At 68.6% G+C, this 22,898-nt stretch carries 11 protein-coding genes and 8 pseudogenes; 12 read left to right on the forward strand and 7 right to left on the reverse strand.

All coding sequences use genetic code 11. The annotated features are described in order from the left end of the window. Positions 1-18 precede the first annotated feature (18 nt). Positions 19-1,032 (reverse strand): LacI family DNA-binding transcriptional regulator, encoded by a 1,014-nt coding sequence (locus tag OG698_RS46870; RefSeq protein ID WP_406110497.1) that lies wholly within the window; start codon positions 1,030-1,032, stop codon positions 19-21. A 301-nt stretch (positions 1,033-1,333) separates the two neighbouring features. On the opposite strand from OG698_RS46870, the gene OG698_RS46875 reads away from it, so the two are divergent. The 4 genes and pseudogenes from OG698_RS46875 to OG698_RS46890 all read left to right on the forward strand — a co-directional run. Continuing rightward, positions 1,334-4,975 carry a LamG-like jellyroll fold domain-containing protein gene (locus OG698_RS46875; protein WP_406110499.1) on the forward strand — a complete coding sequence of 1,214 codons (3,642 nt, stop codon included), beginning with the start codon at positions 1,334-1,336 and terminating at the stop codon, positions 4,973-4,975. A gap of 500 nt (positions 4,976-5,475) precedes the next feature. Then, positions 5,476-6,257, forward strand: a pseudogene (locus OG698_RS46880) (IS5 family transposase); the annotation flags it as partial. A 66-nt stretch (positions 6,258-6,323) separates the two neighbouring features. Further along, positions 6,324-7,009 (forward strand): annotated as a pseudogene (locus OG698_RS46885) (IS3 family transposase); the annotation flags it as partial. Between the two features lie 431 nt (positions 7,010-7,440). Further along, positions 7,441-7,624, forward strand: a pseudogene (locus OG698_RS46890) (hypothetical protein); the annotation flags it as partial. Between the two features lie 78 nt (positions 7,625-7,702). Here the strand turns inward: OG698_RS46890 and OG698_RS46895 are convergent. Both OG698_RS46895 and OG698_RS46900 read right to left on the reverse strand, forming a co-directional pair. After that, positions 7,703-8,620 carry an NADP-dependent oxidoreductase gene (locus OG698_RS46895; protein WP_406110501.1) on the reverse strand — a complete coding sequence of 306 codons (918 nt, stop codon included), beginning with the start codon at positions 8,618-8,620 and terminating at the stop codon, positions 7,703-7,705. 784 nt (positions 8,621-9,404) lie between these two features. Then, positions 9,405-10,396: pseudogene (locus OG698_RS46900) on the reverse strand (carbohydrate kinase). Between the two features lie 277 nt (positions 10,397-10,673). Between OG698_RS46900 and OG698_RS46905 the strand changes: the two are divergent. The 7 genes from OG698_RS46905 to OG698_RS46935 all read left to right on the forward strand — a co-directional run bounded on the left by OG698_RS46905 (position 10,674) and on the right by OG698_RS46935 (position 18,957). Then, positions 10,674-11,666, forward strand: a complete 993-nt coding sequence (locus OG698_RS46905) for a LacI family DNA-binding transcriptional regulator (protein WP_406111694.1) — start codon at positions 10,674-10,676, stop codon at positions 11,664-11,666. 75 nt (positions 11,667-11,741) lie between these two features. Next, on the forward strand, positions 11,742-13,424 hold the full coding sequence (locus tag OG698_RS46910; protein ID WP_406110503.1) for an ABC transporter substrate-binding protein: 1,683 nt from the start codon (positions 11,742-11,744) through the stop codon (positions 13,422-13,424). 94 nt (positions 13,425-13,518) lie between these two features. Further along, positions 13,519-14,496, forward strand: coding sequence for an ABC transporter permease (locus tag OG698_RS46915; RefSeq protein WP_406110505.1), 978 nt, complete (start codon positions 13,519-13,521; stop codon positions 14,494-14,496). Positions 14,497-14,510: 14 nt separating this feature from the next. After that, positions 14,511-15,431: an ABC transporter permease gene (locus OG698_RS46920; RefSeq protein ID WP_406110507.1), complete on the forward strand. Its 921-nt coding sequence runs from the start codon at positions 14,511-14,513 to the stop codon at positions 15,429-15,431. Between the two features lie 3 nt (positions 15,432-15,434). Next, entirely contained in the window at positions 15,435-16,388 is a 954-nt protein-coding gene (locus tag OG698_RS46925; RefSeq protein ID WP_406110509.1) for an ABC transporter ATP-binding protein, read from the forward strand. Beyond that, positions 16,385-17,428, forward strand: coding sequence for an ATP-binding cassette domain-containing protein (locus tag OG698_RS46930; protein ID WP_406110511.1), 1,044 nt, complete (start codon positions 16,385-16,387; stop codon positions 17,426-17,428). The genes OG698_RS46925 and OG698_RS46930 overlap by 4 nt, the downstream gene beginning before the upstream one ends. Further along, positions 17,425-18,957 carry a glycoside hydrolase family 32 protein gene (locus tag OG698_RS46935; protein WP_406110512.1) on the forward strand — a complete coding sequence of 511 codons (1,533 nt, stop codon included), beginning with the start codon at positions 17,425-17,427 and terminating at the stop codon, positions 18,955-18,957. The genes OG698_RS46930 and OG698_RS46935 overlap by 4 nt, the downstream gene beginning before the upstream one ends. A gap of 814 nt (positions 18,958-19,771) precedes the next feature. Here OG698_RS46935 and OG698_RS46940 read toward each other — a convergent pair. Beyond that, positions 19,772-20,493: pseudogene (locus OG698_RS46940) on the reverse strand (IS110 family transposase); the annotation flags it as partial. A gap of 402 nt (positions 20,494-20,895) precedes the next feature. On the opposite strand from OG698_RS46940, the pseudogene OG698_RS46945 reads away from it, so the two are divergent. Beyond that, positions 20,896-20,958 (forward strand): annotated as a pseudogene (locus OG698_RS46945) (hypothetical protein); the annotation flags it as partial. A 39-nt stretch (positions 20,959-20,997) separates the two neighbouring features. On the opposite strand, the pseudogene OG698_RS46950 reads toward OG698_RS46945, so the two are convergent. From OG698_RS46950 to OG698_RS46960, 3 genes and pseudogenes are all read right to left on the reverse strand, one after another. Next, positions 20,998-21,371: pseudogene (locus tag OG698_RS46950) on the reverse strand (transposase); the annotation flags it as partial. Positions 21,372-21,473: 102 nt separating this feature from the next. Then, positions 21,474-21,860: pseudogene (locus OG698_RS46955) on the reverse strand (helix-turn-helix domain-containing protein); the annotation flags it as partial. Between the two features lie 16 nt (positions 21,861-21,876). Then, positions 21,877-22,896, reverse strand: coding sequence for a LacI family DNA-binding transcriptional regulator (locus OG698_RS46960; RefSeq protein WP_329580285.1), 1,020 nt, complete (start codon positions 22,894-22,896; stop codon positions 21,877-21,879). Positions 22,897-22,898: the final 2 nt, after the last annotated feature.

The following is a 22,898-nucleotide window of genomic DNA, read 5'->3' on the forward strand; positions in this document are numbered from 1 at the left end:
GCGGAGGGGATGAGTAGGTCAGTCGGAGGTGGCGGGCCCGGTGCTGGCCCGCAGCGAGATCGGCGGCGTGAGCAGATGGTGCCGGGCCGGTGCGTCGGGCTGGTCGAGCCGCTCCATCAACAGATCGACGGCGAGCCGGCCCATCTCGGCGGCCGGTACGTCGGCGGCGGTGAGCTGCGGTGTCACGGTCTCCGCCCAGCGGCTGGCGACGACGCCGGTGACGGAGAAGTCGCGGGGCACGTGGCGGCCCGCCCGGGCGAGCCCGCGGTACAGGCCGCCCAGCGCCGCCTCGTTCAGTGTGACCAGGGCCGTGGTCGCCGGGTCGTCGTGCAGGATGCGCTCGACGCAGCTCTGCCCCGACGCGGCGTCGTCCCCGCAGCAGTACGCGCGGACCGTGAGCCCGCGCTCCGCGGCGGCCTTGGTGAAGCCCTCCAGGCCGTGGTGCGCCGACTCGTATCCCGAACGCAGCAGCTGCTCGGGCCTGTTGACGAAGGCGATGCGGCGGTGGCCGAGGTCCGCGAGGTGGTGCACGCACGCCTTCGCCAGCGCCGTGTGATCCAGGCCCACCCACCAGCCGTCGTCGTTGTGCGCGGTCCGGCCGATGGCGACCGCCGGGAAACCCACCGAGGCCAGGTGGTCCACCCGGTCGTCCTCGAGCCGGATCTCCATCAGGATCGCGCCGTCGACCCGCCGCTCCCCGAGCAGCCGCTGGAAGGAACGGTCGCTGTCCGCGCCGCTCGGGGACAGCAGCACGTCGTAGTCGCAGGCCGCGGCGGCCTCCACCACGCTGCCGATGAAGTCCAGCTGCATGCCGGTGTAGTGGTTCCCGGCGGGCGGGAAGACGAGACCGATCGTGCTGGTACGCCCGTTGGCGAGAGCCCGCGCACTGGCGCTCGGCCGGTAGCCGAGCTCGTCGACGACACGCTGGATCTTGCGTCGCGTCTCTTCCGACACCGGGCGCTTGCCGCTCAGCGCGTACGACACGGTGCTGCGCGAGACACCGGCCAGCCGGGCTATCTCACCGATGTTCACGGCAGCTCCTCACGGGACGAGCGGACACCGGCCACTCGTCGAACCGGTTCGCGTGGAGTGAACGTAGGAAGGGACTGTACGCCTGTCAAGACCCCCTGCATGACCTACCAACTCGCCTGAAATGGCGGAAGGTTCGTTCTGCGCGAGGGATTGAAGGCGTCTTCGCCCGGTGCTAGCTTGCCGAACCGGTTCGACGAACTGATCCTTCCGGCGCCCGTACTGGCTTCAGCGTCGCAACAAGTCCCCGCACCAGGGCAGTTCCCCCACCTCACCCGCACCGGTCGAAGACGAGGACTCATCCATGTCATCCGCTGACAGACCATCCCGGCGCCGGGCCCCGGCCGCCGTCACTCTGGCCCTCGGCGCGGGCCTGCTGGCCGCCCCGGCCGCCCCCGCGCAAGCCGCCGACCCGCCCGGGCCGGCCGTCCACTACACCTTCGACCAGGACGACCTCGCCTCCGGAAAGATCACCGACGCGTCCGGCAACGGCCGCACGGCGACCCTGGTCAACGGCTCCACCGCCCAGTCCGTCACCGGCGCCGACGGCGGCAAGGCCCTCGCCCTGCCCGGCGGCGCGTCCACGTCCGACGGCGCATACGTCCGTCTGCCCCGCGAAGTCCTCGCAGACAGTGCTGACTTGACGGTCTCGGCGCGCGTGAAGTGGAGCGGCGACAATGCCCCGTGGCAGCGCGCCTTCGACCTGGGCACCGACACGTCGAAGTACCTGTTCACGACCCCGTACAACGGCGACGGGCTGCTCCGCACCTCGGTGACCACCGGCGGAGGCGGCGCAGAGGCGCAGGTGTCCGGGTACGCCCCGCTCCCCGCCGACGCGTGGCGGACGATCACCGTCACCCTCGACACCACGGCCCAGCGGGTCACCACGTACCTCGACGGCGTGCCGGTCTCCTCCGCCAAGTCGACCGTCAACGCAAAGGATCTGCTGGGGAGTTCGGCCACGACGGCCGGATACCTTGGCAAGTCCTTCTACGCGGACCCCCTCTTCAAGGGCGCGATCGACGACTTCACCGTGTGGCATGCGGCGCTCAGTCCCGAGCAGGTGGCGGACACCGTCGGCGGACAGCTGCCGACCCTCACGGAGTTGTCGAAGACGACCTTCGACGTGCGTACGACGACGGGTACGGCCCCGTCGCTGCCAGCGGCCGTCCGCTCGTCCTACTCCGACGGCTACGACCGCGACGCACCCGTCACCTGGGACGCCGTGCCCTCCGACAAGTACGCGCGACCAGGCGCCTTCACGGTCGCCGGCACCGCGGCCGGACGCGCGGTGAAGGCAACGGTCACCGTGGTCCGCGAGGGCGCACTCACCGTCGACCTCGGGTCCAACACGGGCGCGTTCCACGGCGGCGCCTCCGGCACCCTCTACGGCGTCTACGGACCCGACGTCCCCACGAACAACCTCATCGAGGGCATGGGCCTGCGCACCGTCTCCACCAAGGCACAGGACGGCCCGCAGCACCCGGGCGCCGACGCCCTCGACGTGGTCAAGCCGCTGGCCGACTCGACCGACGGCGACGTGTACATCTACATGACCGACATCCACCGCGGCTTCCCGTACCAGTGGCCGGGCGACACCCCCGAAGAGAAGCTCAAGCTATACAAGGAGAAGATCGCCAAGCAGGTCGACCAGGTCCTCCAACTACCGAAGCAGTACCAGGACAACATCGTCTTCGTGCCGTTCAACGAGCCCGAGGGCAACATGTTCGGCACCGGCGAGTGGAGCTACGACAAGGTCAGCTGGCTCAGCGACCCGGACGCGTACTTCGCCGCCTGGGACGACGCGTACAAGCTCATCAAGGGCAAGATGCCGGAAGCCAGGATCGCCGGCCCCAACACCAGCGTCCTGTACTCCCAGGTGAAGGGCTTCCTCACGCACACCCTGGCCGCCGGCACCCTCCCCGACTTGATCACCTGGCACGAGCTCAGCCACCCGGAAGCGGTGCGCCAGAGCGTCGCCACGTACCGCAGGTGGGAGAAGGACCTGTTCAAGGGGACGGACAGGGAAGGCACCCAACTCCCCGTCAACATCAACGAATACGCCTTCAACTACCACACCTCGGTCCCCGGCCAGATGATCCAGTGGGTCTCCGCGATCGAGGAGTCCAAGGTCGACGCCGACATCGCGTACTGGAACATCGACGGCAACCTCTCCGACTCCGCAGTGCAGTCCAACCGCGGCAACGGCCAGTGGTGGCTGCTGAATGCGTACGCCTCCATGACCGGGCACACGGTGCAGGTGACGCCACCCTTCCCCGGCCAGAACTACACGATGCAGGGCGTCGCCACCCTCGACCGCGACAAGCGACAGGCCCGCCTCCTCTTCGGCGGCTCCACGGGCCAGGGCCACATCACGTTTGACAACATCCCGAAGAAGCTCTTCGGAGAGCAGGTGCACGCCTGGGTCCGTGAGATCGACTGGAGCGGACAGATCGGCGACAACACAGGCCCGAAACTGCTCACGGAAACGGACCTGAAGGTCTCCGACGACGGCAAGGCGACCGTGGACTTCGGCGACGGTGCGCTGCCGAGGCTGAAGGAGTCGTCGGCGTACGAGATCATCCTCGGCCCGTCCACCGGAAGGGTCACCAACCCCCAGTCCCCGCCGGTGAGTTGGCAGGCGTCGTTCGAAGCGGAGGACGCCGCCCACACCGGGTCCGGGTACACGAAGAACGGCCCCGAGGGATCGACCTCCGACGTCTCGAAGTTCTACACCTCCGGCGGCTACGACGTCGGTGGCCTGCGCACCGGCTCCGACATCACCCTCGACTTCACGGTGGACGTCCCCGAGGACGGCCGTTACGACCTGAGCGTCTTCGCCAACTCCCTCAACACCCACGACAAGGTGAAGGAACAGGGCCCCACGAACGTGTTCCTGAGCGTGGACGGCAAAGCGGCGAGCGAGCAGGAACTGAACCTGCCGCTCGGCTACAAATGGGTGGTCTGGGACCACGCCGACACCAAGGTGAAGCTCACCAAGGGCAAGCACACCCTGAGGCTCGCCGCGAAGAGCCTCGACGGCAAGCGCGCCACCAAGGGCGACGCCATCGTCGACCGCCTCACCCTCGCGCTGCCCACGACTTCGGCCACCACTCAGGTCCACGAGGGCGAACTGGCCTGGCTGGGCGGCGGGGCCCGCCCCGTCTACGACACCGGATCGGGAGCGGCCCGCCTCGCCAAGAACCAGACGGCCACGTTCTGGGTCTCCTCACCGGCCGACCGCGAGGCAACCCTCAAGGTCGACACACTCGTCGGCACCGGCGCCCGACTCGCCGTCAACGGGCACGACGTCCTGAGCCTGTCCAAGAAGCACCAGAGCGTGGCGGTGTCCCTCTCCGGCGGCCTCAACAAGGTGACGCTGACGGGGACTTCGACCCCGACCCTCCTCGACCGCCTCACCGTCACACCCACCGAGGGCACGCTCACGCCCCGTACGTACGAGGCTCAGGACGCGGCGCTCGCTGGCTCGGCCACACTGACGCCGCTCTCGCACGCCACCGACGGCACGGTGATCACCGGCATCGGCGGCGACCCCGGCAACGGCAACACCGCGACCTTCACCGTCCCCGCCGACCGCGCGGGCCTGTACGCGCTGCGTATCCGCTACTCCAACCCCGAACAGTCCGAGGCCACCCACTACAACCCGGACCCTCTCGCCCGCCACGCCGACCTCTCCGTCAACGGCGGCGCGGCCCGGCGCGTCGGCTTCCCCCACACCTTCCACCAGAACAACTTCTGGGAACTGACCGTCCCCGTCCACCTCAAGAAGGGCGAGAACACCCTCACCTTCCGCTCGGAGGAACTCCCCAACTTCGACGGCACCACCTATGCCTCGGACACCTTCCCTGACACCCTGCTCCGCTCCCGCTACGCCCCGCTGATCGACCGGATCGCGGTTGCGCCCTACGCACGCGAGGTGTCGTGAGGTAGGTGCGCCGCGGCAGGGGAAGCGAAGCCGGGCGGGTCGACCTGGTCGCCCGCCCGGCTTCGCGTGCGCGGGCGAGTTGGGCGTCGCCGCGTCCATGGCGACGGTCGCCGGCGCGTACGGCAGGGCCACCGGCACCATGCCAACCAGCTTCCGGCTGAGGAGCCCTTGGTCCTGGGCGGCGTGGAGCAGGGGCGGGAGGTGGTCGTGGACGACCTGGTCGGATGCCGACTGGTCGTGGAACCGGACGCGGGCCATGAACCAGCCGCGGTTGGTGTTCTGGTCGGCGAGGGCCATGCGGTCGGCCTGCTGGAAGAGGGCGAGGGCATCGCCCAGGTCCTGAGGCTCGATGCCGGTGGAGTGGGCGACGTCTTCGAGCGGCTTCCCGCTGGAGCAGCGACAAGCGCTCGCGAGCGGTCTCTGCCCTGCCCGCCAAGGCCCCTAGGCAGTGTTTCTCGGATCTCCTGACATGAGTGGGGAGTTGGGGCCAGGCTGGCGTTATGGGCCGTGGGGATCTGACGAATGCGGAGTGGGATCGGCTGGAGTCGTTCTTGCCTCGTGGTGGTACCCGTGGGGGCAGGTGGAGCGATCACCGTCGGGTGATCAACGGCGTCCTCTACCGGGTGCGGACGGGTGTGCAGTGGCGGGACCTGCCGGAGCGGTTCGGGCCGTGGGAGACCGTCTATAAACGGCATCGCCGCTGGTCGGCTGATGGCACGTGGGCGATGTTGCTGTCGAAAGTCCAGGCCGCCGAGGACCACGCGGGCCGGATCGACTGGGACGTGTCGGTGGACTCGACAGCGGTGCGGGCCCACCAGCACGCCGCCGGCGCCGGGAAAGCGTCGCCGGCCGTGGTGGTTCAAAAGGGGGCCGCCCGGGGGACGAACCAGACCGATCCGGTGCTGCGGAAACTGGCCGTCCGGCTGGGGGAGGTGGTCAGATCGGCGAATGCCTGGGACGCTCCCGCGGAGGATTCACCACCAAAATCCACCTCGCCGCCGAGGGGCGATGCCGGCCCCTCGCCCTCGTCCTGACACCCGGACACTACGGTGACGGCCCTCAGCTCGAGCGTGTGCTGGAGCAGATCTCCGTGCCCCGTACCGGAGTCGGACGGCCGCGCAGCCGCCCCGACCATGTCTTGGCAGACAAGGCCTACACGTCCCGCAAGAATCGCCGCTACCTGCGACGACGTGGAATCCGGCACACCATCCCCGAACGTGTCGACCAGCAGACACATCGCCGCAACCGCGGCTCTCTCGGCGGCCGTCCGACGGGCTTCGACGGGCCTTGACCCCTGATGTTGGACACACGAGACACTGGATCCTGAGGATCTGAGGACGCACATCTCGTGGTCATGAAGAACTACCCGCCGGAGTTCAAGGCGGACGCGGTCGCGCTGTACGAGTCGCGGCCCGAAGCGACGATCAGGTCGGTCGCCGCCGACCTGGGGATCAATCCGGAGACGCTGCGGAACTGGGTCCGGGCGGCCGGAGCGAGTCGTCCACGGGGACGCCGCACGCAGGAACCGGCCCAACCGCCGGCCCCGCTGGAGGCGGAGAACGCGGCTTTGCGGAAGAAGGTCCGCGAGCTCGAGGAGGAACGCGAGATCTTGCGGAAAGCGGCGAAGTATTTCGCCGGGGAGACGCGCTGGTGAACCGCTTCCAGTGCGTCGCCGACCATCAGCGCCGCTACGGCGTGAAGCGGCTGTGCAGCATCCTCGGCGTCAGCCGCTCGAGCTTCTACTACTGGCGCCGGACAGCCGCGGACCGGGCCGCCCGCCAGGTGGCCGACGCGAAGCTGGCCGCCCGGATACGGGCCGTGCACCAGGAATCGGACGGTACTTACGGAGCCCCACGGATCACCGCCGAGCTCCGCGAGGCGAGCGGTGAGGCGGTCAACCACAAGCGGGTCGCCAGGATCATGCGGGCGTCCGGAATCGAAGGGATCCGGTTGCGCCGACGGCACCGCACGACCGTCCCCGATCCGGCCGCGGCCCGGGCGCCGGACCTGATCGGCCGCGACTTCACCGCGTCATACACAGCTGCCAGGCGCGCCCCGCCACTGCCCTCCATGACTCGGTCGCGATACACGTGCAGCTCCGAATCGGGCAGTCTGCAGACCCACCCGACGTACTCGAACAGCGTCATCCCCCGGTCACGAGCGTCCTCGGTCAGGATGGCTCGCTGGTGATCTTCGAGCCAGTCGATCCGTTCCGGGTCGACCCTGAAGCGGATGAGAGTGCCATCGGGCGACTCCTCATTAGTCCAGCCATCGTTGTCGCTGCGTCGCTGCGTCGCTGCGTCGCTGCGTCGCTGCGTCGCTTCGTCATGGTCAGAATTATGCGTTTACGCCCGGTACGCAGCCACCCCTTCAGCGCGGCATCTCACCGTCGGACGCCTCCCAACAAGCACCCAGATCAGCCCTGTTCGACTCCTGGCTGAGCAAAGGCACAGCTCAGGATCGAGAACAGGTTCACCGGCAAGCGCTTCGAACGAGGCGTTGAACGTCACGCTCAACTCGGTGATCTTCCGCTCCTCCGGCCAGGATTTGACCACGACCGGCACCTACATCGAGATGGCCTCCCGAGTCACCGAGCCTGTCCTCCTGGGGCTGGCGCTCCTGGCCGTCCGCAACCGGGTCACACGCTGACTTGCTGGAGGCCGCTCCATGTATGGCCTTTGTGGCGCCGAGGGTGACGATCACGCCGTCGGTCTGGGCCATCACTCCCTACGGGCGTACGCGGATGACTGTCTTCCCGTTGCGTCGTGTGGTCGGGTTAAGGGCACCAACGGCATCATCCAGGCTCGCGACTTCACCGATGTTTGTCCGCAGCCGTCCGTCCCGCACCCGCTGCACGATCTCACCCAGTTCGGCACGATCGACCTCGACAACGAAGTCCACCGCCAGGCCGTCAGCGGGTCGCGCCTCGGCCGGGCCGACGATGGACACCAGCGTTCCTCCCGCCTTGATCAGGGCAGCGGACCGTTTCTGAACGTCGCCACCGATGACATCGAAGACCAGATCGACGCTGCCGACGTCTTTCAGCGCGTCATTCTCGAGGTCGATGAACTCATGCGCGCCGAAGTCGAGTGCCTTCTCGCGGTCGGCGGCGCGTCCGGTGCCGATGACGTAAGCGCCGGCCTCACGTGCGAGCTGGGTCACCATCGTCCCCACTGCCCCGGCCGCGCCATGGGCGAGAACGGTCTGGCCGGACTGGAGGCGGCCGTGCTGGAACAGCCCCTGCCACGCGGTCAGACCTGAGATGGGCAGGGACGCGCCTACCGTGAAGTCGACGTCGCCGGGCAGCGGTGCGAGGTTGCGTGCTTCGATCGCCACGTACTGCGCCAGGGTGCCGTCACGGTGCCAGTCGGCGAGGCCGAACACCCGCTGCCCGACCGACAGCCCCGTCGTGCCGTAGCCGAGGGCGGTGACCACTCCGGCCAGCTCGTGGCCGGGGATCGACGGTGTTTTGTCACGGCCGGCGCGATCGGTCCAGGTCGATGGCCACTCCATCTCGGTCGGGACGAAGCCCGATGCATGAATCTGAACGATGACGTCGTTGATCGATGCGGGCGGCTCAGGCCGCTCCGTCAGCGTCATCCCGGCCGTTCCCGCGGCCTGGTCGGTTACCACAATGGCTTTCATTGCGATTGCCCTCTTCACCGTATGTGTTGTGGGTTTTGGTTTCCGGGTGGGTGTTTAGACGAAGGTGAACAGCTGGTCGGCGTCGAGTCCAGCTCCGACACCCGCGCGCCCGGCGGCACTGCCGAAATCGCATGTCCGGAGCGAACGTCGTGGTTCTGTAGCTCCCTCGAACTCCCCCCGGCCCGCTTCCGATCCTCCACCCCAGGAGTTCTCTTGCGCGACGAATGGGAGCACGCCCACACGGACTACACCGTGCCCGCGCAGCGCCACATTCCTGCCTCGCTAGCCGAAAGCGAGAGTGACTGGCGCCACTACCTGGAACGCTCAACCCCCCAACGGCTGGCTGATACAGAACAACGCGATGACCGAAGCGCTCGTCAGGCGGACAGCCGATGTACCTCTGCACACCACCAAGGACATCGACGCCATCCGCACCAGCGGGGAGTTGCACGTCTCCACCGGATGCCTGGTCGGAGCCCTGTACTGCTCGCCTCTCGCCTGTCAGCGCGAGGGACTGCGCCCACACAACCTCGGCGCCTACCTGATGCGGACGAAACCCTCCACCACGCCCGTGATCTTCGAGGTCACCCCGGATGCGCCGATCCCGTCCAAGGGCGTCGACTACCTGCATCTGGGTGCCATCCACCTGCGTACACCGCTCGGCTCCCCCCTCTGTGACCCCGCAGCCGTAGCGGGGCTGCGCCAACAGCGTGTACGGGGTGCCGTCTGTCGGGATTCGGTGCCCGTTCCCGCAGTCCTGGCTGCGGGAACGGCCATGCCGCGTTCAGACATGCGGCAGAAGCCGTTCAACGTCGGCCTCCAGCGTCACTTCGTCCGCCCGGGGCGGGTTTGCGCCGGTGACGGAGCAGGTCAGGGCAGCGACGCGCGCGCCGAAGGTACAGGCGTCGGTGACGGCCTCGAGGCTCAGTGCGTTGAGTCGGCGGCCAAGGTGCCCAAGGGTGGCGAGGCGGTGCAGCAGGCCAGCGGTGAAGGAGTCCCCGGCGCCGACGGTGTCCACGACGTCCACGGCCGGTGCCGGGACGGCGGCGCGGAGACCGTCGAGGGAGGCGAGGGCGCCCCGCCCGCCCAAGGTGATAACGATGAGGCGCGCGCCGGCGGCGTGCCAGGTGTCGCACGCGCCCTCGGGACTGACGCCGGGCAGGAGCAGCGCGAGGTCGTCCTCGCTGAGGCGAAGGATCTCGGCGAGGGCACACCAGCGCGGGAGCCGTTCGCGGTAGACGGAGGGCGGTACGAGCAGGGGCCGGACGTTGGGGTCGATGGACACGGTGACGTGCTCGCGCGCCCTGGCGAGGTGGTCCTCGATGCGGCTGCCGCCTGGTTGACGTATGAGTGCCAGGGAGCCGGTGTGCAGGCAGGCCGCCTCGTCCTGCTGGGTGGCGGCGAGTTCTTCGTCGGTCCACTGCAGTGGGCCGCGTTGTCTGCGTAGAAGGTGTACGTGGCCTGGCCGGACTCGTCGAGGTCGGCGACGGCGAGGGTGCTCGGCTGGGCGGCGGCAGTCACGCTTCCGGTCAGGTCGACGCCGGGAGCGCTGAGGCGGGCGCGGAAGAGGGTGCCGAAGACGTCGTGGGAGAAGCGTCCGAGGAATCGGGTGGGGGTGCCGAGCCGGGCGAGCGCGACGGCGGTGTTGGCGGGTCCGCCGCCGGGCAGGGCGCGCAGCGTGAGTTCGCTGGGGCCGGACTGGCCGGGGTCGGTGAAGGCGTCGGCGACGCACTCACCGAGGACGGTGACGCTGCTGGGGAACTCGGGTCGGGCCATGGTCGCTGTCTGCCTCTCTCAAGAAGTGTGTGGGCTGCCGCCTTCACGTGGCTCCGGCCGGGGCGGGTCGTCCCGCGTCCGTACCGGGGAACGGCACCGGGCTGGTGGCCTGATGCAGCCCTTGCGCAGGTATTGACATGCCGCTCAAGGCGGACGTAACTTCCCTGCCACAAGGAAGTAACGCGCGTTATTAAAGCGCGAAACCGGAGGCGTTGTCTCGCCTCCGGCTGGCCGAAAGGGACTGGAAGTGGCCACGAACAGGACGCATCGCGTGACCATGAGTGATGTGGCCCGCCACGCGGGTGTCTCGCGGACCACGGTCTCCTTCGTCCTCAACGACAAGCCCGGTGCCGCCATCCCCGAGGAGACCCGTCGGAGGATCCTGGAGGCGATCGACGAGCTCGGCTACCGGCCGAACGCCGGGGCGCGGGCGCTGGCCGCGAACCGCAGCGGGTGGTTCGGGCTGATCACCGAGATCGTGACCGGCCCGTTCGCGGGCGAGGTGATCACGGGCGCACAGAGCCGCGCCTGGGGTGACCGGAGGTTCCTGCTGATCGCCGCGAGCGAGGGCGACCCCGCCCAGGAGGCTGCCGCGCTCGACCAGATGCTGGAGCACCGGGTGGAAGGGCTGCTGTACGCCACGACCTGGCACCGGGCCGTCACGCTCCCCAAAGCCGCCCGGGAGGTCCCGACGGTGCTCGTCAACTGCTACGACGCGGAAGGCGAGCTGCCATGCATCCTGCCCGACGAGGTGTCGGGCGGATACAAGGCGACCCGCCGGCTCCTGGACGCCGGTCACACCCGCATCGGGTTCATCAACCTCGACCCGGCGATCCCGGCCGCCATCGGGAGGCGCGATGGATACGAACGTGCCCTGCGCGAGGCCGGGATCACCCCCGACCCCTCCCTCGTCGTCCCCGGCTGGGCGACCGCCGACAGCGCCTATACCGCCGCCTGCGAACTGCTGGACCGCCCTGCCGGCGACCGGCCGACCGCGCTGTTCTGCGGAAACGACCGGATGGCGATGGGCGCGTACGACGCGATCAAGGAACGTGGGCTGCGCATCCCGCACGACGTGGCCGTGGTGGGGTTCGACAATCAGGAACTCATCGCCGCCTATCTGCGGCCGAAGCTGACGACGCTCGCCCTGCCCTTCGAGGCCATGGGCACCAAGGGCATTGACATGCTCGCCGCTCTCGCAGCCGGGCAGCCGCTCGACACCCACCGGGTGACGATCGACTGCCCGCTGCTCGAACGCTCGTCGGTCTGACCGCTAATCAGCCCGCCGAGGAATCCCATCCCAGTCTTCGCCCTGTGTGTTGAAGAGAGGAAAAGAGTCTCCATTATGGCACCTTCCCGCATATCTTCACGGCGGCCCCGAGCCGTCCTGAGAGCGGTCACCGCGACCGCCGCCGCAGCCCTGGTCCTGTCCGCCTGTACGGGTGGCTCGGGCACTGCCGGCGCCGGTGACACCTCCGGCAACCAACTGCTCAACGTCCCGCGCGAGGATCTGGCGACGTTCACGCGCAACTTCAACCCGCTTTCCCCGCAGGCCGCCCCTATGACCCTGCAGGCGGTCTACGAGCCGCTGGCGGTGCACAGCATGGCGGATGCCAAGGACACGCCGTGGCTGGCCACCAAGTGGGAGCAGGCCAAGGACGGCAAGTCCCTCACCTTCACGCTGCGCGACGGCGTCAAGTGGTCGGACGGCCAGCCGCTCACCGCCGACGACGTCGTCTACACCTTCGAGCTCCAGAAGAAGGTGCTGGGCGGCTTCGACTACCTCGACAAGGTCACAGCGGTCGACGCCCACACGGTGAAGTTCTCCCTCAACAAGCCCTTCTCGCCCGCCTTCTACGAGATCAGCGGCCACTACATCCTGCCGAAGCACATCTGGTCCAAGGTGAAGGACCCGGCGAAGTTCACCAACCCGAACCCGGTCGGCACCGGCCCGTACACCAAGATCGAGAAGTTCCAGAGCCAGTCGTACGAGCTGCGCAAGAACCCCAAGTACTGGCAGCCCGCGAAGCAGCAGATCGCCGGCATCCAGATGCTCGCCTTCTCCGGCAACGACAGCGCCAACATCGCCTTCACCAACGGCGAGGTGGACTGGACGCAGTCGTTCATCCCGGACATCGAGAAGTCCTTCGTCGCCAAGGACAAGAAGCACAACCACTACTGGTTCCCGGCCACCGGCGCCATGATCAACTGGCAGCTGAACACCACCAAGGCCCCCTTCAACGACCCGGCCGTGCGCAAGGCGCTCAGCATGGCCGTCGACCGCGACCAGATCACCAAGGTCGCGATGAACGGCTACGCCGAACCCGCCGACTGCACGGGCCTGGCCCGCACCTACGACAAGTGGCGCGACAAGGATCTCGCCGCGTCCTGCGCCTGGACGAAGTACGACACCGACGCGGCGGCCAAGGCCCTGGATGCGGCCGGCTACAAGGAGAGCGGCGGCAAGCGCAAGCTGAAGAACGGCAAGAACTTCACCCTCGACATCTCCGTCGGCTCCGCCTCCTCCGACTGGATATCGGTCGCCAACATCATCAAGCAGAACCTCGCGAAGGTCGGCATCGCCGCCATCGTGAAGACGCCCGACTGGTCGGCGGTCTCGTCCTCGTACAACACCGGCACGTTCGACACCGGCATCGTGTGGAGCAACAACGGCGCCACCCCGTACGAGTACTTCCGCGGCGTGATGTCGACCAAGATGGTGCAGCCGGTCGGCAAGCAGGCCACGGAGAACTACCACCGCTTCGGCGACAAGAAGGCCGACAAGCGCATCGACGCTTTCGCCGCCGCCACGAGCGAGAGCGCCCAGCGCAAGCAGATGAACGGCCTGCAGAAGCTGTACAACAAGGACGCGCCCGTCGTCCCGCTGTTCACCGGCCCCGAGTGGGGCGCGTACACGGACGCCCGCTTCACCGGCTGGCCCACCGAGAAGAACCCGTACGCCACCCTCGGCAACCGCAACGGCAGCACGATCCTCGTGCTCACCTCGCTGAAGCCCGTCAAGGGCTGACGCCGCCCGCGGACCGGCGGCCGCCCTCCTCACGGACGGCCGCCCCCGCGCACCGAGCCACACGTTCACCCCCCACTGACAGGGAGCACAACCCGTGCGTCTGATCCTGCGCAATCTGGGGTTCTATCTGCTCGCCTTCTGGGCCTCCGTCACCCTGAACTTCGTTCTCCCGCGCTTCATGCCGGGCGACCCGGTCTCTCGGATGTTCGCGCAGGCCCAGGGCACCATGCAGCCCGACCAGATAGCCCAGCTGCGGAAACTCTTCGGCCTCGACGACCGCCCCCTCTGGGAGCAGTACGTCTCCTACGTCAAGAGCGTCTTCACCGGCGACCTCGGCATCTCCATCACCCGCTTCCCCACCCCGGTCTCCGACGTGATCGGCTCGCAGATCGGCTGGACCCTGCTCCTCGGTGGCGTCGCGCTCGTCATCGCGGCCGTGCTCGGCAACCTGCTCGGCATCGTCGCCGCCTGGCGACGCGGCGGCGTCCTCGACTCCGCCTTCCCGCCCCTGCTGATCTTCGTCGGCTCGTTTCCGTACTTCTGGCTGGCGATGGGCGCGCTGTACCTGTTCGGGGTGAGTCTCGGCTGGTTCCCCATGCGGCACGCCTACGACGTCGGTCTGATTCCCGGCTTCAACGGCGAGTTCCTCTCGAACGTCGCCACCCACCTGGTGCTGCCGGCGCTGACTATCGTGCTGGTCTCCATCGGCGGCTGGATGCTCGGCATGCGCAACACCATGATCGCCACGACGGCCGAGGACTACATCACCATGGCCGAGGCCAAGGGGCTCAGCCCCTCGCGGATCATGTTCCGCTACGCCGCCCGCAACGCCCTGCTCCCCTCCGTTACCAACTTCGGCATGGCACTCGGCTTCGTCGTCGGCGGCGCCCTGCTCACCGAGGTCGTGTTCGCCTACCCCGGCATCGGCTATCAGCTGCTGATGGCCGTCCAGGGCCTGGACTACCCGCTGATGCAGGGCATCTTCCTGACGATCACGGCGGCGGTACTGATTGCGAACTTCCTCGTCGACCTCGTCTACGTCCGCCTCGACCCGCGCGTCCGCGTCCGCTGAAGGGGGCTGCCGACATGACCGCCATCGAAATCGCAACGGCCACCACGCCGACAGTCCCCGCGCGCCCTTCCCGCCGGCGCGGACTGCTACGCCAGCTCACCGACAGCAAGAAGGCGATGACCGGGCTGATGCTGCTCGCTCTCTTCGCTCTCCTTGCTCTGCTCGCTCCCGTCCTCGTCCCGGGTGAACCGTCGCTCATCAACTCCACGGGCAGCCAGGTCCCTTCGGCCGCACACTGGCTCGGTACGACCGCCAAGGGACAGGACGTGCTCGCCCTCACCCTGTGGGGCGCGCGCAGCTCGCTCTTCGTCGGGTTCACCGTGGGGCTGGTGGCGACCGCGGTCGCCATCGTCGTCGGCCTCGCGGCCGCCTACTTCGGCCGCATTGTGGACGACGCGCTGACCCTGGTCACCAACATCTTCCTGCTGCTGCCCGGACTGCCGCTGCTCATCATCCTGGCCGCGTTCCTGCCGCCAGGGACCTCCACCGTGATCCTGGTCCTCGTCGTCACCGGCTGGGCGGGCTCGGCCCGGGTCCTGCGCGCGCAGGCCAAGTCGATCCGGGGCAAGGACTTCGTGGCCGCCGCGGTCGTCACCGGGGAGCGCCCGCTGCGGATCATGTTCCGCGAGATCCTGCCCAACATGGCGTCCGTGGTGATGACCACGCTGCTCGGCTGCGTGATCTTCGGCATCGGCGCCCAGGCCGGCCTGGAATTCCTCGGTCTCGGCGACAGCAGCGTCGTCAGCTGGGGTACCAACCTGTACTGGGCCAGCAACGACGGCGCGCTGATGACCGGCACATGGTGGGCCTTCGTCCCCTCCGGACTGTGCATCGCGCTCGTCGCCTTCGCGCTCGCGCTGGTCAACTACGCGGTCGACGAGATCACCAACCCCAGGCTGCGCAGCCGCCGTGCCCGGCGTGAAAGGAGGGGCTGAGCCATGGAACCCGTACTTGAGGTGAACGGCCTGCGCGTCGAATACCGCGGCGACGGACGCACCGTCGTGGGCGCCGACGACGTCTCCTTCTCCATCGGCGCCGGAGAGATCTTCGGCCTCGCCGGAGAATCCGGCTGCGGCAAGTCGACCATCGCCAACGCGGTCATGCGACTGCTGAAGCCCCCTGCGGAAATCACCGCGGGCAGCATCCGCTTCCAGGGGCGGGACGTCCTCGCCCTGGACGCACGTGAGCTGCGCGCCTTCCGATGGCGGGAGATCGCCATGGTCTTCCAGTCGGCGATGAACTCCCTCAACCCCGTCCTGACCATCGGCGAGCAGATCGTCGACATCTTCACCACCCACGAGAAGCTGAAGAAGCGGGCCGCGCGGGAGCGGGCCGGCGAGCTGCTTCAGCTGGTCGGCATCGACCCGGGAAGGCTGAAGGCGTACCCGCACCAGCTCTCCGGCGGCATGCGCCAGCGCGTCGTCATCGCCATGGCAGTCGCACTCCACCCCCGGCTGCTGATCATGGACGAGCCGACCACCGCGCTCGACGTGGTCGTGCAGCAGGAGATCATGGCGCAGATCCGCGACCTCCAGCGGGAGCTGGGCTTCTCCATCCTCTTCATCACCCACGACATGTCCCTGATGGTCGAGCTGTCGGACCGCATAGGCGTGATGTACGGCGGACGGATCGTCGAACTCGCCGCCGCCAAGGACCTGTTCGCCCATCCGCTCCACCCCTACACCGAGGCGCTGATGAACGCCTTCCCACCGCTGACCGGCCCGCGCCAAGAGCTCACCGGCCTCTTCGACGCCCCGCGCACCGCCGACAGCTGCGGCTTCCACGTCCGCTGTCCCGAGGACCGCTCGGACTGCTCCACGAACATCCCCGACCTGCGTGAGGTCGCGCCCGGCCGCTGGGTGGCCCGCAGCCCGGAAGGAGCCCCCCGATGACCGAACCCCTGCTGTCCGTACGCGGTCTGACCAAGGAATTCCAGGTCGGTACCGTCTTCTCCCGGCGCCGTGTCCGTGCCGTCAACGACGTGTCCTTCGACCTGCCGGCTGGTCGGATCACCGCCCTGGTCGGCGAGTCCGGCAGCGGCAAGTCCACCATCGCCCGCTGTCTCGCCCGCCTCGAACAGCCCTCCGCCGGACAGGTGCTGCTCGACGGCGAGGACATCCTGCGCACCGAGCGGCGCCGGGCGTCACGGGCGTACCGCCGCAAGGTCCAGATGGTGTTCCAGGACCCCTTTGGCTCACTCAACCCTGTACACCGCATCGAGCATTTCCTCACCCGGGCCCTCGTCCTGCACGGCCATCAGGCCACCCCCGAGGCGCTGCGCGAGCTGATGGCAACGGTCGGCCTGACCGAGGACATGCTCCAGTCCTACCCGCACGAACTCTCCGGCGGCCAGCGTCAGCGCGTCTCCATCGCCCGCGCGCTGGCAGTGGAGCCGCGCCTCATCCTGGCCGACGAACCGACATCGATGCTGGACGTCTCCGTACGCGTCGGCGTGCTCAACCTGATGCGGCGCCTGCGCGACGAGCGGAACATCGCCATGCTCTACATCACCCACGACCTGGGCTCCGCCCGCTACCTCGCGGACACCACGATGGTCATGTTCGCCGGCGAACTCGTCGAGGGCGGCGACGCACTGGCCGTCATGGACGCCCCCGCCCACCCCTACACCCGCCTACTGCTGTCCGCCGTACCCGACCCCGAACGGGCCGGCAGCTACGACCCCGTCGAGCGCGCCAGGCTCCGCGAGGCGATCCTCAACCCCACGTCCTGCCCCTACGGCGACGACGGCACGTGCAGCCGCACCGAACCCGTCCGCCACATCGTCGGCGAGAACGACGGACAACCCCACTGGGTGCGCTGCCACCTGCGCGCACCCGCCTCCGACATCGCCCGCCGCGTCCTCAAGGCCACCGACCGGCCGGACCGCGAGGCCACCGACGACACCGAGAAAGCGGAGACCACCGCCGCATGACCCACGACCTCACCCTCCCCTCCGGCAGCCACACCGCCGAAGGGCTGGCCCAACGCGCCCTGCGCGACCCCCACCGCCCCCGCTTCCACTTCACCTCGCCCGGCGGCTGGCTCAACGACCCCAACGGGCTGAGCCACTGGAACGGCGTCTACCACCTCTTCTACCAGTACAACCCGCTCGCCGCCGCCCACCACCGCATCCACTGGGGCCACGCCACCAGTATCGACCTCGTGCACTGGGCCGATGAGCCAGTCGCCCTGGTGCCAGGCTCGGACGGCCCGGACCGCGACGGCTGTTGGTCCGGTGTCCTGGTGGACGACGGGGGAGTGCCCACGCTCGTCTACTCGGGCAGGCACGGCGAGCGTGAACTCCCGTGCGTGGCTAAGGGATCGGCGGATCTGAGGTACTGGACCAAGGACCCGGCCAACCCGGTCATCGCCGCCCCGCCGGAGGGCATCGACATCACGGCCTTCCGCGACCACTGCGTCTGGCGGGAGGGCCAGGTGTGGCGCCAGCTGGTGGGCTCGGGCATCCGGGGCGTCGGCGGAACGGCCTTCCTGTACGAATCCGACGACCTGCGCAGCTGGCGGTACGTCTGCCCGCTGCTGACGGGTGACGCCTCGCAGAACCGGGACGAGCTCGACTGGACCGGCACGATGTGGGAGTGCGTCGACCTCTTCCGGCTCGGCGAGGACAAGGAGGCCGGCAGCACCGACGTTCTGGTCTTCTCCGCCTGGGACGAGGGCACCACCCACCACCCCCTGTACTGGACCGGCCGCTACCAGGGCGACACCTTCACCCCGACCGCCCTCCGGCGCCTCGACTACGGCGGCCGCTACTTCTACGCCCCCCAGTCCACCCGCGACGAGCACGGCCGCCGCATCATGTTCGGCTGGCTCCAGGAAGGCCGGACGGACGAGGCGAACGCGCAGGCTGGCTGGTGCGGTGTGATGTCCCTGCCAAGGGTCGTCACGCTCGCCACGGACGGCGGCCTGCACCAGACCCCGGTACCGGAGCTGACCGAGCTGCGGCGGGAGCGCGTAGAGGTGGCTCCGGGCCGGCTGGCCGACCCGTACACCCCGCTGCCCGCCGTGCGCGGGGACCAGCTCGACATCGAGACGACCCTGCGTCTCGCCCCCGGAGCGACCGCCCGGCTCGTGCTCCGCGAGACACCGGACGGCGCGGAACGCACGGTCGTGGAGGTGAGCCGGTCGCACGACGGAACGGCTGGCACCCTCCGTCTGCACCGCGAGACCAGCAGCCTCGACCCGACGGTCGACACCGAACCCCGGTACGGCGACCTGTCGTTGGACCCCGAGGGCCGGGTCGAACTGCGCGTCCTCGTCGACCACTCCGCACTGGAGATCTTCGCCAACGGCCGGCCCCTCACCGCCCGCATCTACCCCACCCGCCCGGACGAGGCCGTCGGCGTCGGTATCGGTGCCGACGGCGATGTGGCCCTGGAGCGGTTCGACGCCTGGCAGATGGCGTCGGCCTTGACCGACGAACCCCGGCCGCTGTGGCCGTGACCGTCTTACACACGACCACGGCCCGGGGTGGACGTCCCCCCGGGCCGTGGCCCCCTCCTGTTCTCATCAGGAGCTGCCATGAGCGTGTCCCGCCCTTGTGTGAGCGCGAGCCTCGGCTGGGGTTTCACCGCCTCGTGCGCCATGTAGTGGGCACCATGTCCGAGTTGCCGCAGAGCCGGCATCCGGTGGAACGGTCAGTGGAGGCGTCGGGCAACCAACCCCGGCGGATATCAAGGTGGTTGGCTTGCTCGTCTCCCGGGCCGACGTCCTCGCCATCGAGCTCCACTGTGCCGATTTTTGGCGTTGGCCGGCTGCATGGTGGGCAGGCTGGGCGTCGGTTCCTGCTTGCGCTCCGTGTACTGCCGCCCAGTAGAGTTCTTGATCGCGTACGCGGCAACGTGGCGTTCGCGGGCAGGGCACAGAACACGCGGGCCGGCATCCTCCACCGCGCCCAACGCTTGGCTCAAGCGGTGCCGCGGCCCTGTTCGGCGGGCTGCACCCCAATGTTCAGGGGGATTGAGGGGTGTGGTGTCTGCGCTGTATGACGGCTTCTCACTGTGTGGAGCCCGGGGTCTGACGCTGTGTCCCGCTCTCTTCGGCCGTATGGTCACCGCGTTTCTGGGGGACGTGCCGGGTGTTGCGTGTTCCGCGCGGGGAGTTGCCACCTTGTGGGAGGCGGTCACCGTGCCCCGCGTCCGGGGTGTTGAGGGTGTTTGTGGGGTGTGCCAGGGGGATGTCCTGGCGGCTTTGCTCATCCCGGCGGGCCAGATGATGGTTGCGTGGCGTCGTGGGGGGTGCCCCTATGTCTTTGGTCGATCAGCGCGGCCGCCTCGGTTCCCGGGACCGTCACGGTCTGCTCGTCCAGAGCATCGAATATGTTCTCGGCCAGTCGCTCGGCCATTCTCGGCGCCTTCGGCCGCAGCAGCGTGACCAGCGGATGCCTGCCCGTCTTGCGTAGCTGTTCCGGTGACCCGAACCGTTCCAGCAGCGTGAGGACGGCTTGGTGCTGCAACCGTGGCCCCAGCACTCGTTCCAGAGACGGGTGGATCTGGGTCAGCAGGCCGTGCAGCCGGTTCGCGACCCGGGTAACCTCACCGGCCAGGTCGTCGTCGAACCCCACGATCATCTCCAGCTCGGCGATCGTCTCGTCCTCCCCGTCGATCGCCCGCAGCGTGTGCGACATCGCGCGGGCCGCATCCGCGATGATGAACGCGTCACGGGCGTCGGTCTTCGCCTCACCCGGGTAGAGGTCGGCGATCCGCCGCATCGTCAGACCCGGCAGATAGGCGACCGGGCAGCCCATGTCCCTGGCGACCGCCAGCGGCAGGGCGCCGATGGAGGCCGGCTGGTCGACCACGACCAGCACGGTCCCGTGCTTGGCCTGGAGTTTCGCGAACAGTTCGCGGAGCTTGGGTTCGGTGTTGGACAGGCGCTTGTCGAACGCCTTCTTCCCGGCCGGTGTGACGGCGGTGGCGTGTGTTCGCCCTTGCCGACGTCCAGGCCGAGGAAGACGTCGATGTCGCCGGTGTCGATCACGTGCAGGCCCCTCCATCACGCTTTCGTCCGGCCTTGCCTCGGCACCGAGCTGCCGCATCTACGTTACGGAGAGCTCCTCCGGCTCGGGTGAAGCCGGTGCTCAAGCCCCTGTCACCGGGTCCGTCGATGCCTCCGGACCCGGTGACACCACCCCCCCCGGATGTGTCTCTCGATGGTGGTGTTGGCCTCTTCCGGGTTCAAGGTGTCGGGGGGGGTTCGGTTTTCGCAGTTCAGGCCGTGTTGTCAGTGATGGCCTCTACTGTCCGGTGCACTACGGACGAGTGCGTGGAGGTCCAGTGGACAAGCAGCAGCTGGGTGAGCGGTATGAGCCTTTTGTGGTGAGGGCCCTGGAGGTTGTGGGGAAAGTCGCGGGAACGGGCCGGCGGCACCACGAGCCTTCTGATGGCGCATCTCCTGGACACAGCCGCGGTTGCCGAGCTGTTGTGGGACGGCTTCCTCGCGCGTTCGACACAGTCGACCCTGGATGAGATCGCGGGTGGGCCGGGGCGCGGGCGACGGCTGTTCGCCCCCTTTTCTAGCCCGGACGTGGGCGGAGTCGAGGACTGCACGGGAGAGGTCGAGCAGGCCGGCGTCGTCCAGGCGGTGCAGGATCTCTTCGTGCAGCCGGCCCCAGACACCAGCTCTTGACCAGATCAGGAACCTGCGGTGGGCCGTCGACTTCGTATCCCGAAGCACGGTGGCAGTGCCCGCCAGGCGCATCCGCTGACCAGGACGTAGATGTTCGCCGCGAACAGCGTCTCATCAGGCGTGTCCTGCGTCCCGCCACCCTGCGCCCGCACGTTCGACGGCGGGATCAGCGGCTCCGCGATCTCCCACAGCCCGTCCGGAACAATCCAACTCCACGTACCCCGCCCCATGACCGACCCAATGACCCCACATAGGGCACGGTCCTAACGCTCGTTCTGATGGGGTGTCAGTGGTGTCAGGTGCCCTGTGCTGCTGGTCAGATGCTCTGCTGACTACGTGAGTGGGGCATAGCGGTGGGGTGTCGTGACGCTAGGTGGTGTCGCTGATCCCTGCGTGAAGAGAACGTCCAGCGGGCTGTTTGTCCGGCGGGAGTGAGGTCGGCCGGCCCTGCCCCTGCACGGCTCTGAAGGTTTGCCTTCGTCGTCTTGGGCTTTACCGCCGTGGCCGTGGAAGTCGCGGTGGGCTTGTCGGACTGGCAGCGGCTTGGCCTGAGAGGAGGCTGGGCCTTCGACCGACGGCTCTACCTCGCGCGGATGCGGCGTACGCGACCAGCGGTTCCGGAAGATGTCGTCCGGCAGGGCGCGCTTGCTGATGAAGTGCCGCCGCACGGTCGCGGACCCGACCCCTGCTGCGCGGGCGATCTGCTCGAACGACACCTCTGTGCCATGTTCAGGTCTACGCCGACACGGGCTGCTCGCCGGATCCGCGGACGATCAAGCGGGTGGGAACGGTGACGGTGCGGGCACGGGAGCGGTCGCCGTCAAGGCGAGACAGGGCCGTCGTCGCCGCTGCTCTGCCGATTTCCTCGGGGTCCTGGGCGACGACGGTCAGGGCCGGTTCGAGTACGTCGGCCAGTGAGACGTCGTCGAATGCGACGACCGCGACGTGCTTGCGTTTGCTGCGGGCGAGTTCGGCGACGATGCCCAGCGCCATGATGTTGTTGCCGGCGAACAGGGCCGTCGGGGGATCGGCCAGGTCGAGGAGATGGGCGGCCGCCGCTTCGGCGCCTTGCTGATCGTGGGCGTTGGCGATGAGTGAGCGGTCGTACGGGATGTCGGCTTCTTGGAGGGCCGAGCGGTAGCCCGCCAGACGTTCCCTGCGCGTGTAGAGCTTGGCGGGGAGGTCTCCGACGAAGCCGATGCGCCGGTGGCCGTGGGTGACGAGGTGGGTGACGCCGTCGTGGGCGCCCGTGCGGTTGGAGCTGACGACGCTGTCCGTGGCCAGGCCCGACCCCGGACGGTCGATGAAGACGATCGGCAGACCCGTGGCACGGTGGGTCTTCAGATGGGCATGGCCGGCGCCGACGGACGGCACGACCATCAGGATGCTGACGCGGCGGGCGAGGAACTTGTCCGTCAGCGCGCGCTCGCGGTCGGGGTCGTCCGCGGAGGAACCCATGAGAAGCGTCAGACCGCGGTCCCGGACGGTGTCCTCGATGCTCCTCGCGACGGCTCCGAAGAACGGGTTGGCGAGATCGGGGATGACCAGGCCGACCGTGGTGTCGGGGCCACCGACACGGATGTTGCGGGCCATCAGGTTCGGCTGGAAGCCGAGTTTGGTGACGGCGGCGAGCACCTGCTCCCTGGTCTGCGCCGACGCGGGGCCGTCCTCGTTGAGGACACGAGAGACGGTCTTGGCACTGACGCCCACTTCCCGGGCGACGTCAGCCAGGGTCGGGCGGCGGTTCGCTGCCATGG

The sequence above is a fragment of the Streptomyces sp. NBC_01003 genome, assembly GCF_045162695.1.
Lineage (GTDB): Bacteria > Actinomycetota > Actinomycetes > Streptomycetales > Streptomycetaceae > Streptomyces.

Excerpts from the sequence above, each read along its gene's own strand:
- OG698_RS46925 (WP_406110509.1), top strand. The coding sequence starts at position 15,435 with ATGGAACCCGTACTTGAGGTGAACGGCCTGCGCGTCGAATACCGCGGC.
- OG698_RS46930 (WP_406110511.1), top strand. The coding sequence starts at position 16,385 with ATGACCGAACCCCTGCTGTCCGTACGCGGTCTGACCAAGGAATTCCAG.
- OG698_RS46905 (WP_406111694.1), top strand. The coding sequence starts at position 10,674 with ATGAGTGATGTGGCCCGCCACGCGGGTGTCTCGCGGACCACGGTCTCC.
- OG698_RS46935 (WP_406110512.1), top strand. The coding sequence starts at position 17,425 with ATGACCCACGACCTCACCCTCCCCTCCGGCAGCCACACCGCCGAAGGG.
- OG698_RS46910 (WP_406110503.1), top strand. The coding sequence starts at position 11,742 with ATGGCACCTTCCCGCATATCTTCACGGCGGCCCCGAGCCGTCCTGAGA.
- OG698_RS46920 (WP_406110507.1), top strand. The coding sequence starts at position 14,511 with ATGACCGCCATCGAAATCGCAACGGCCACCACGCCGACAGTCCCCGCG.
- OG698_RS46875 (WP_406110499.1), top strand. The coding sequence starts at position 1,334 with ATGTCATCCGCTGACAGACCATCCCGGCGCCGGGCCCCGGCCGCCGTC.
- OG698_RS46960 (WP_329580285.1), bottom strand. The coding sequence starts at position 22,896 with ATGGCAGCGAACCGCCGCCCGACCCTGGCTGACGTCGCCCGGGAAGTG.
- OG698_RS46895 (WP_406110501.1), bottom strand. The coding sequence starts at position 8,620 with ATGAAAGCCATTGTGGTAACCGACCAGGCCGCGGGAACGGCCGGGATG.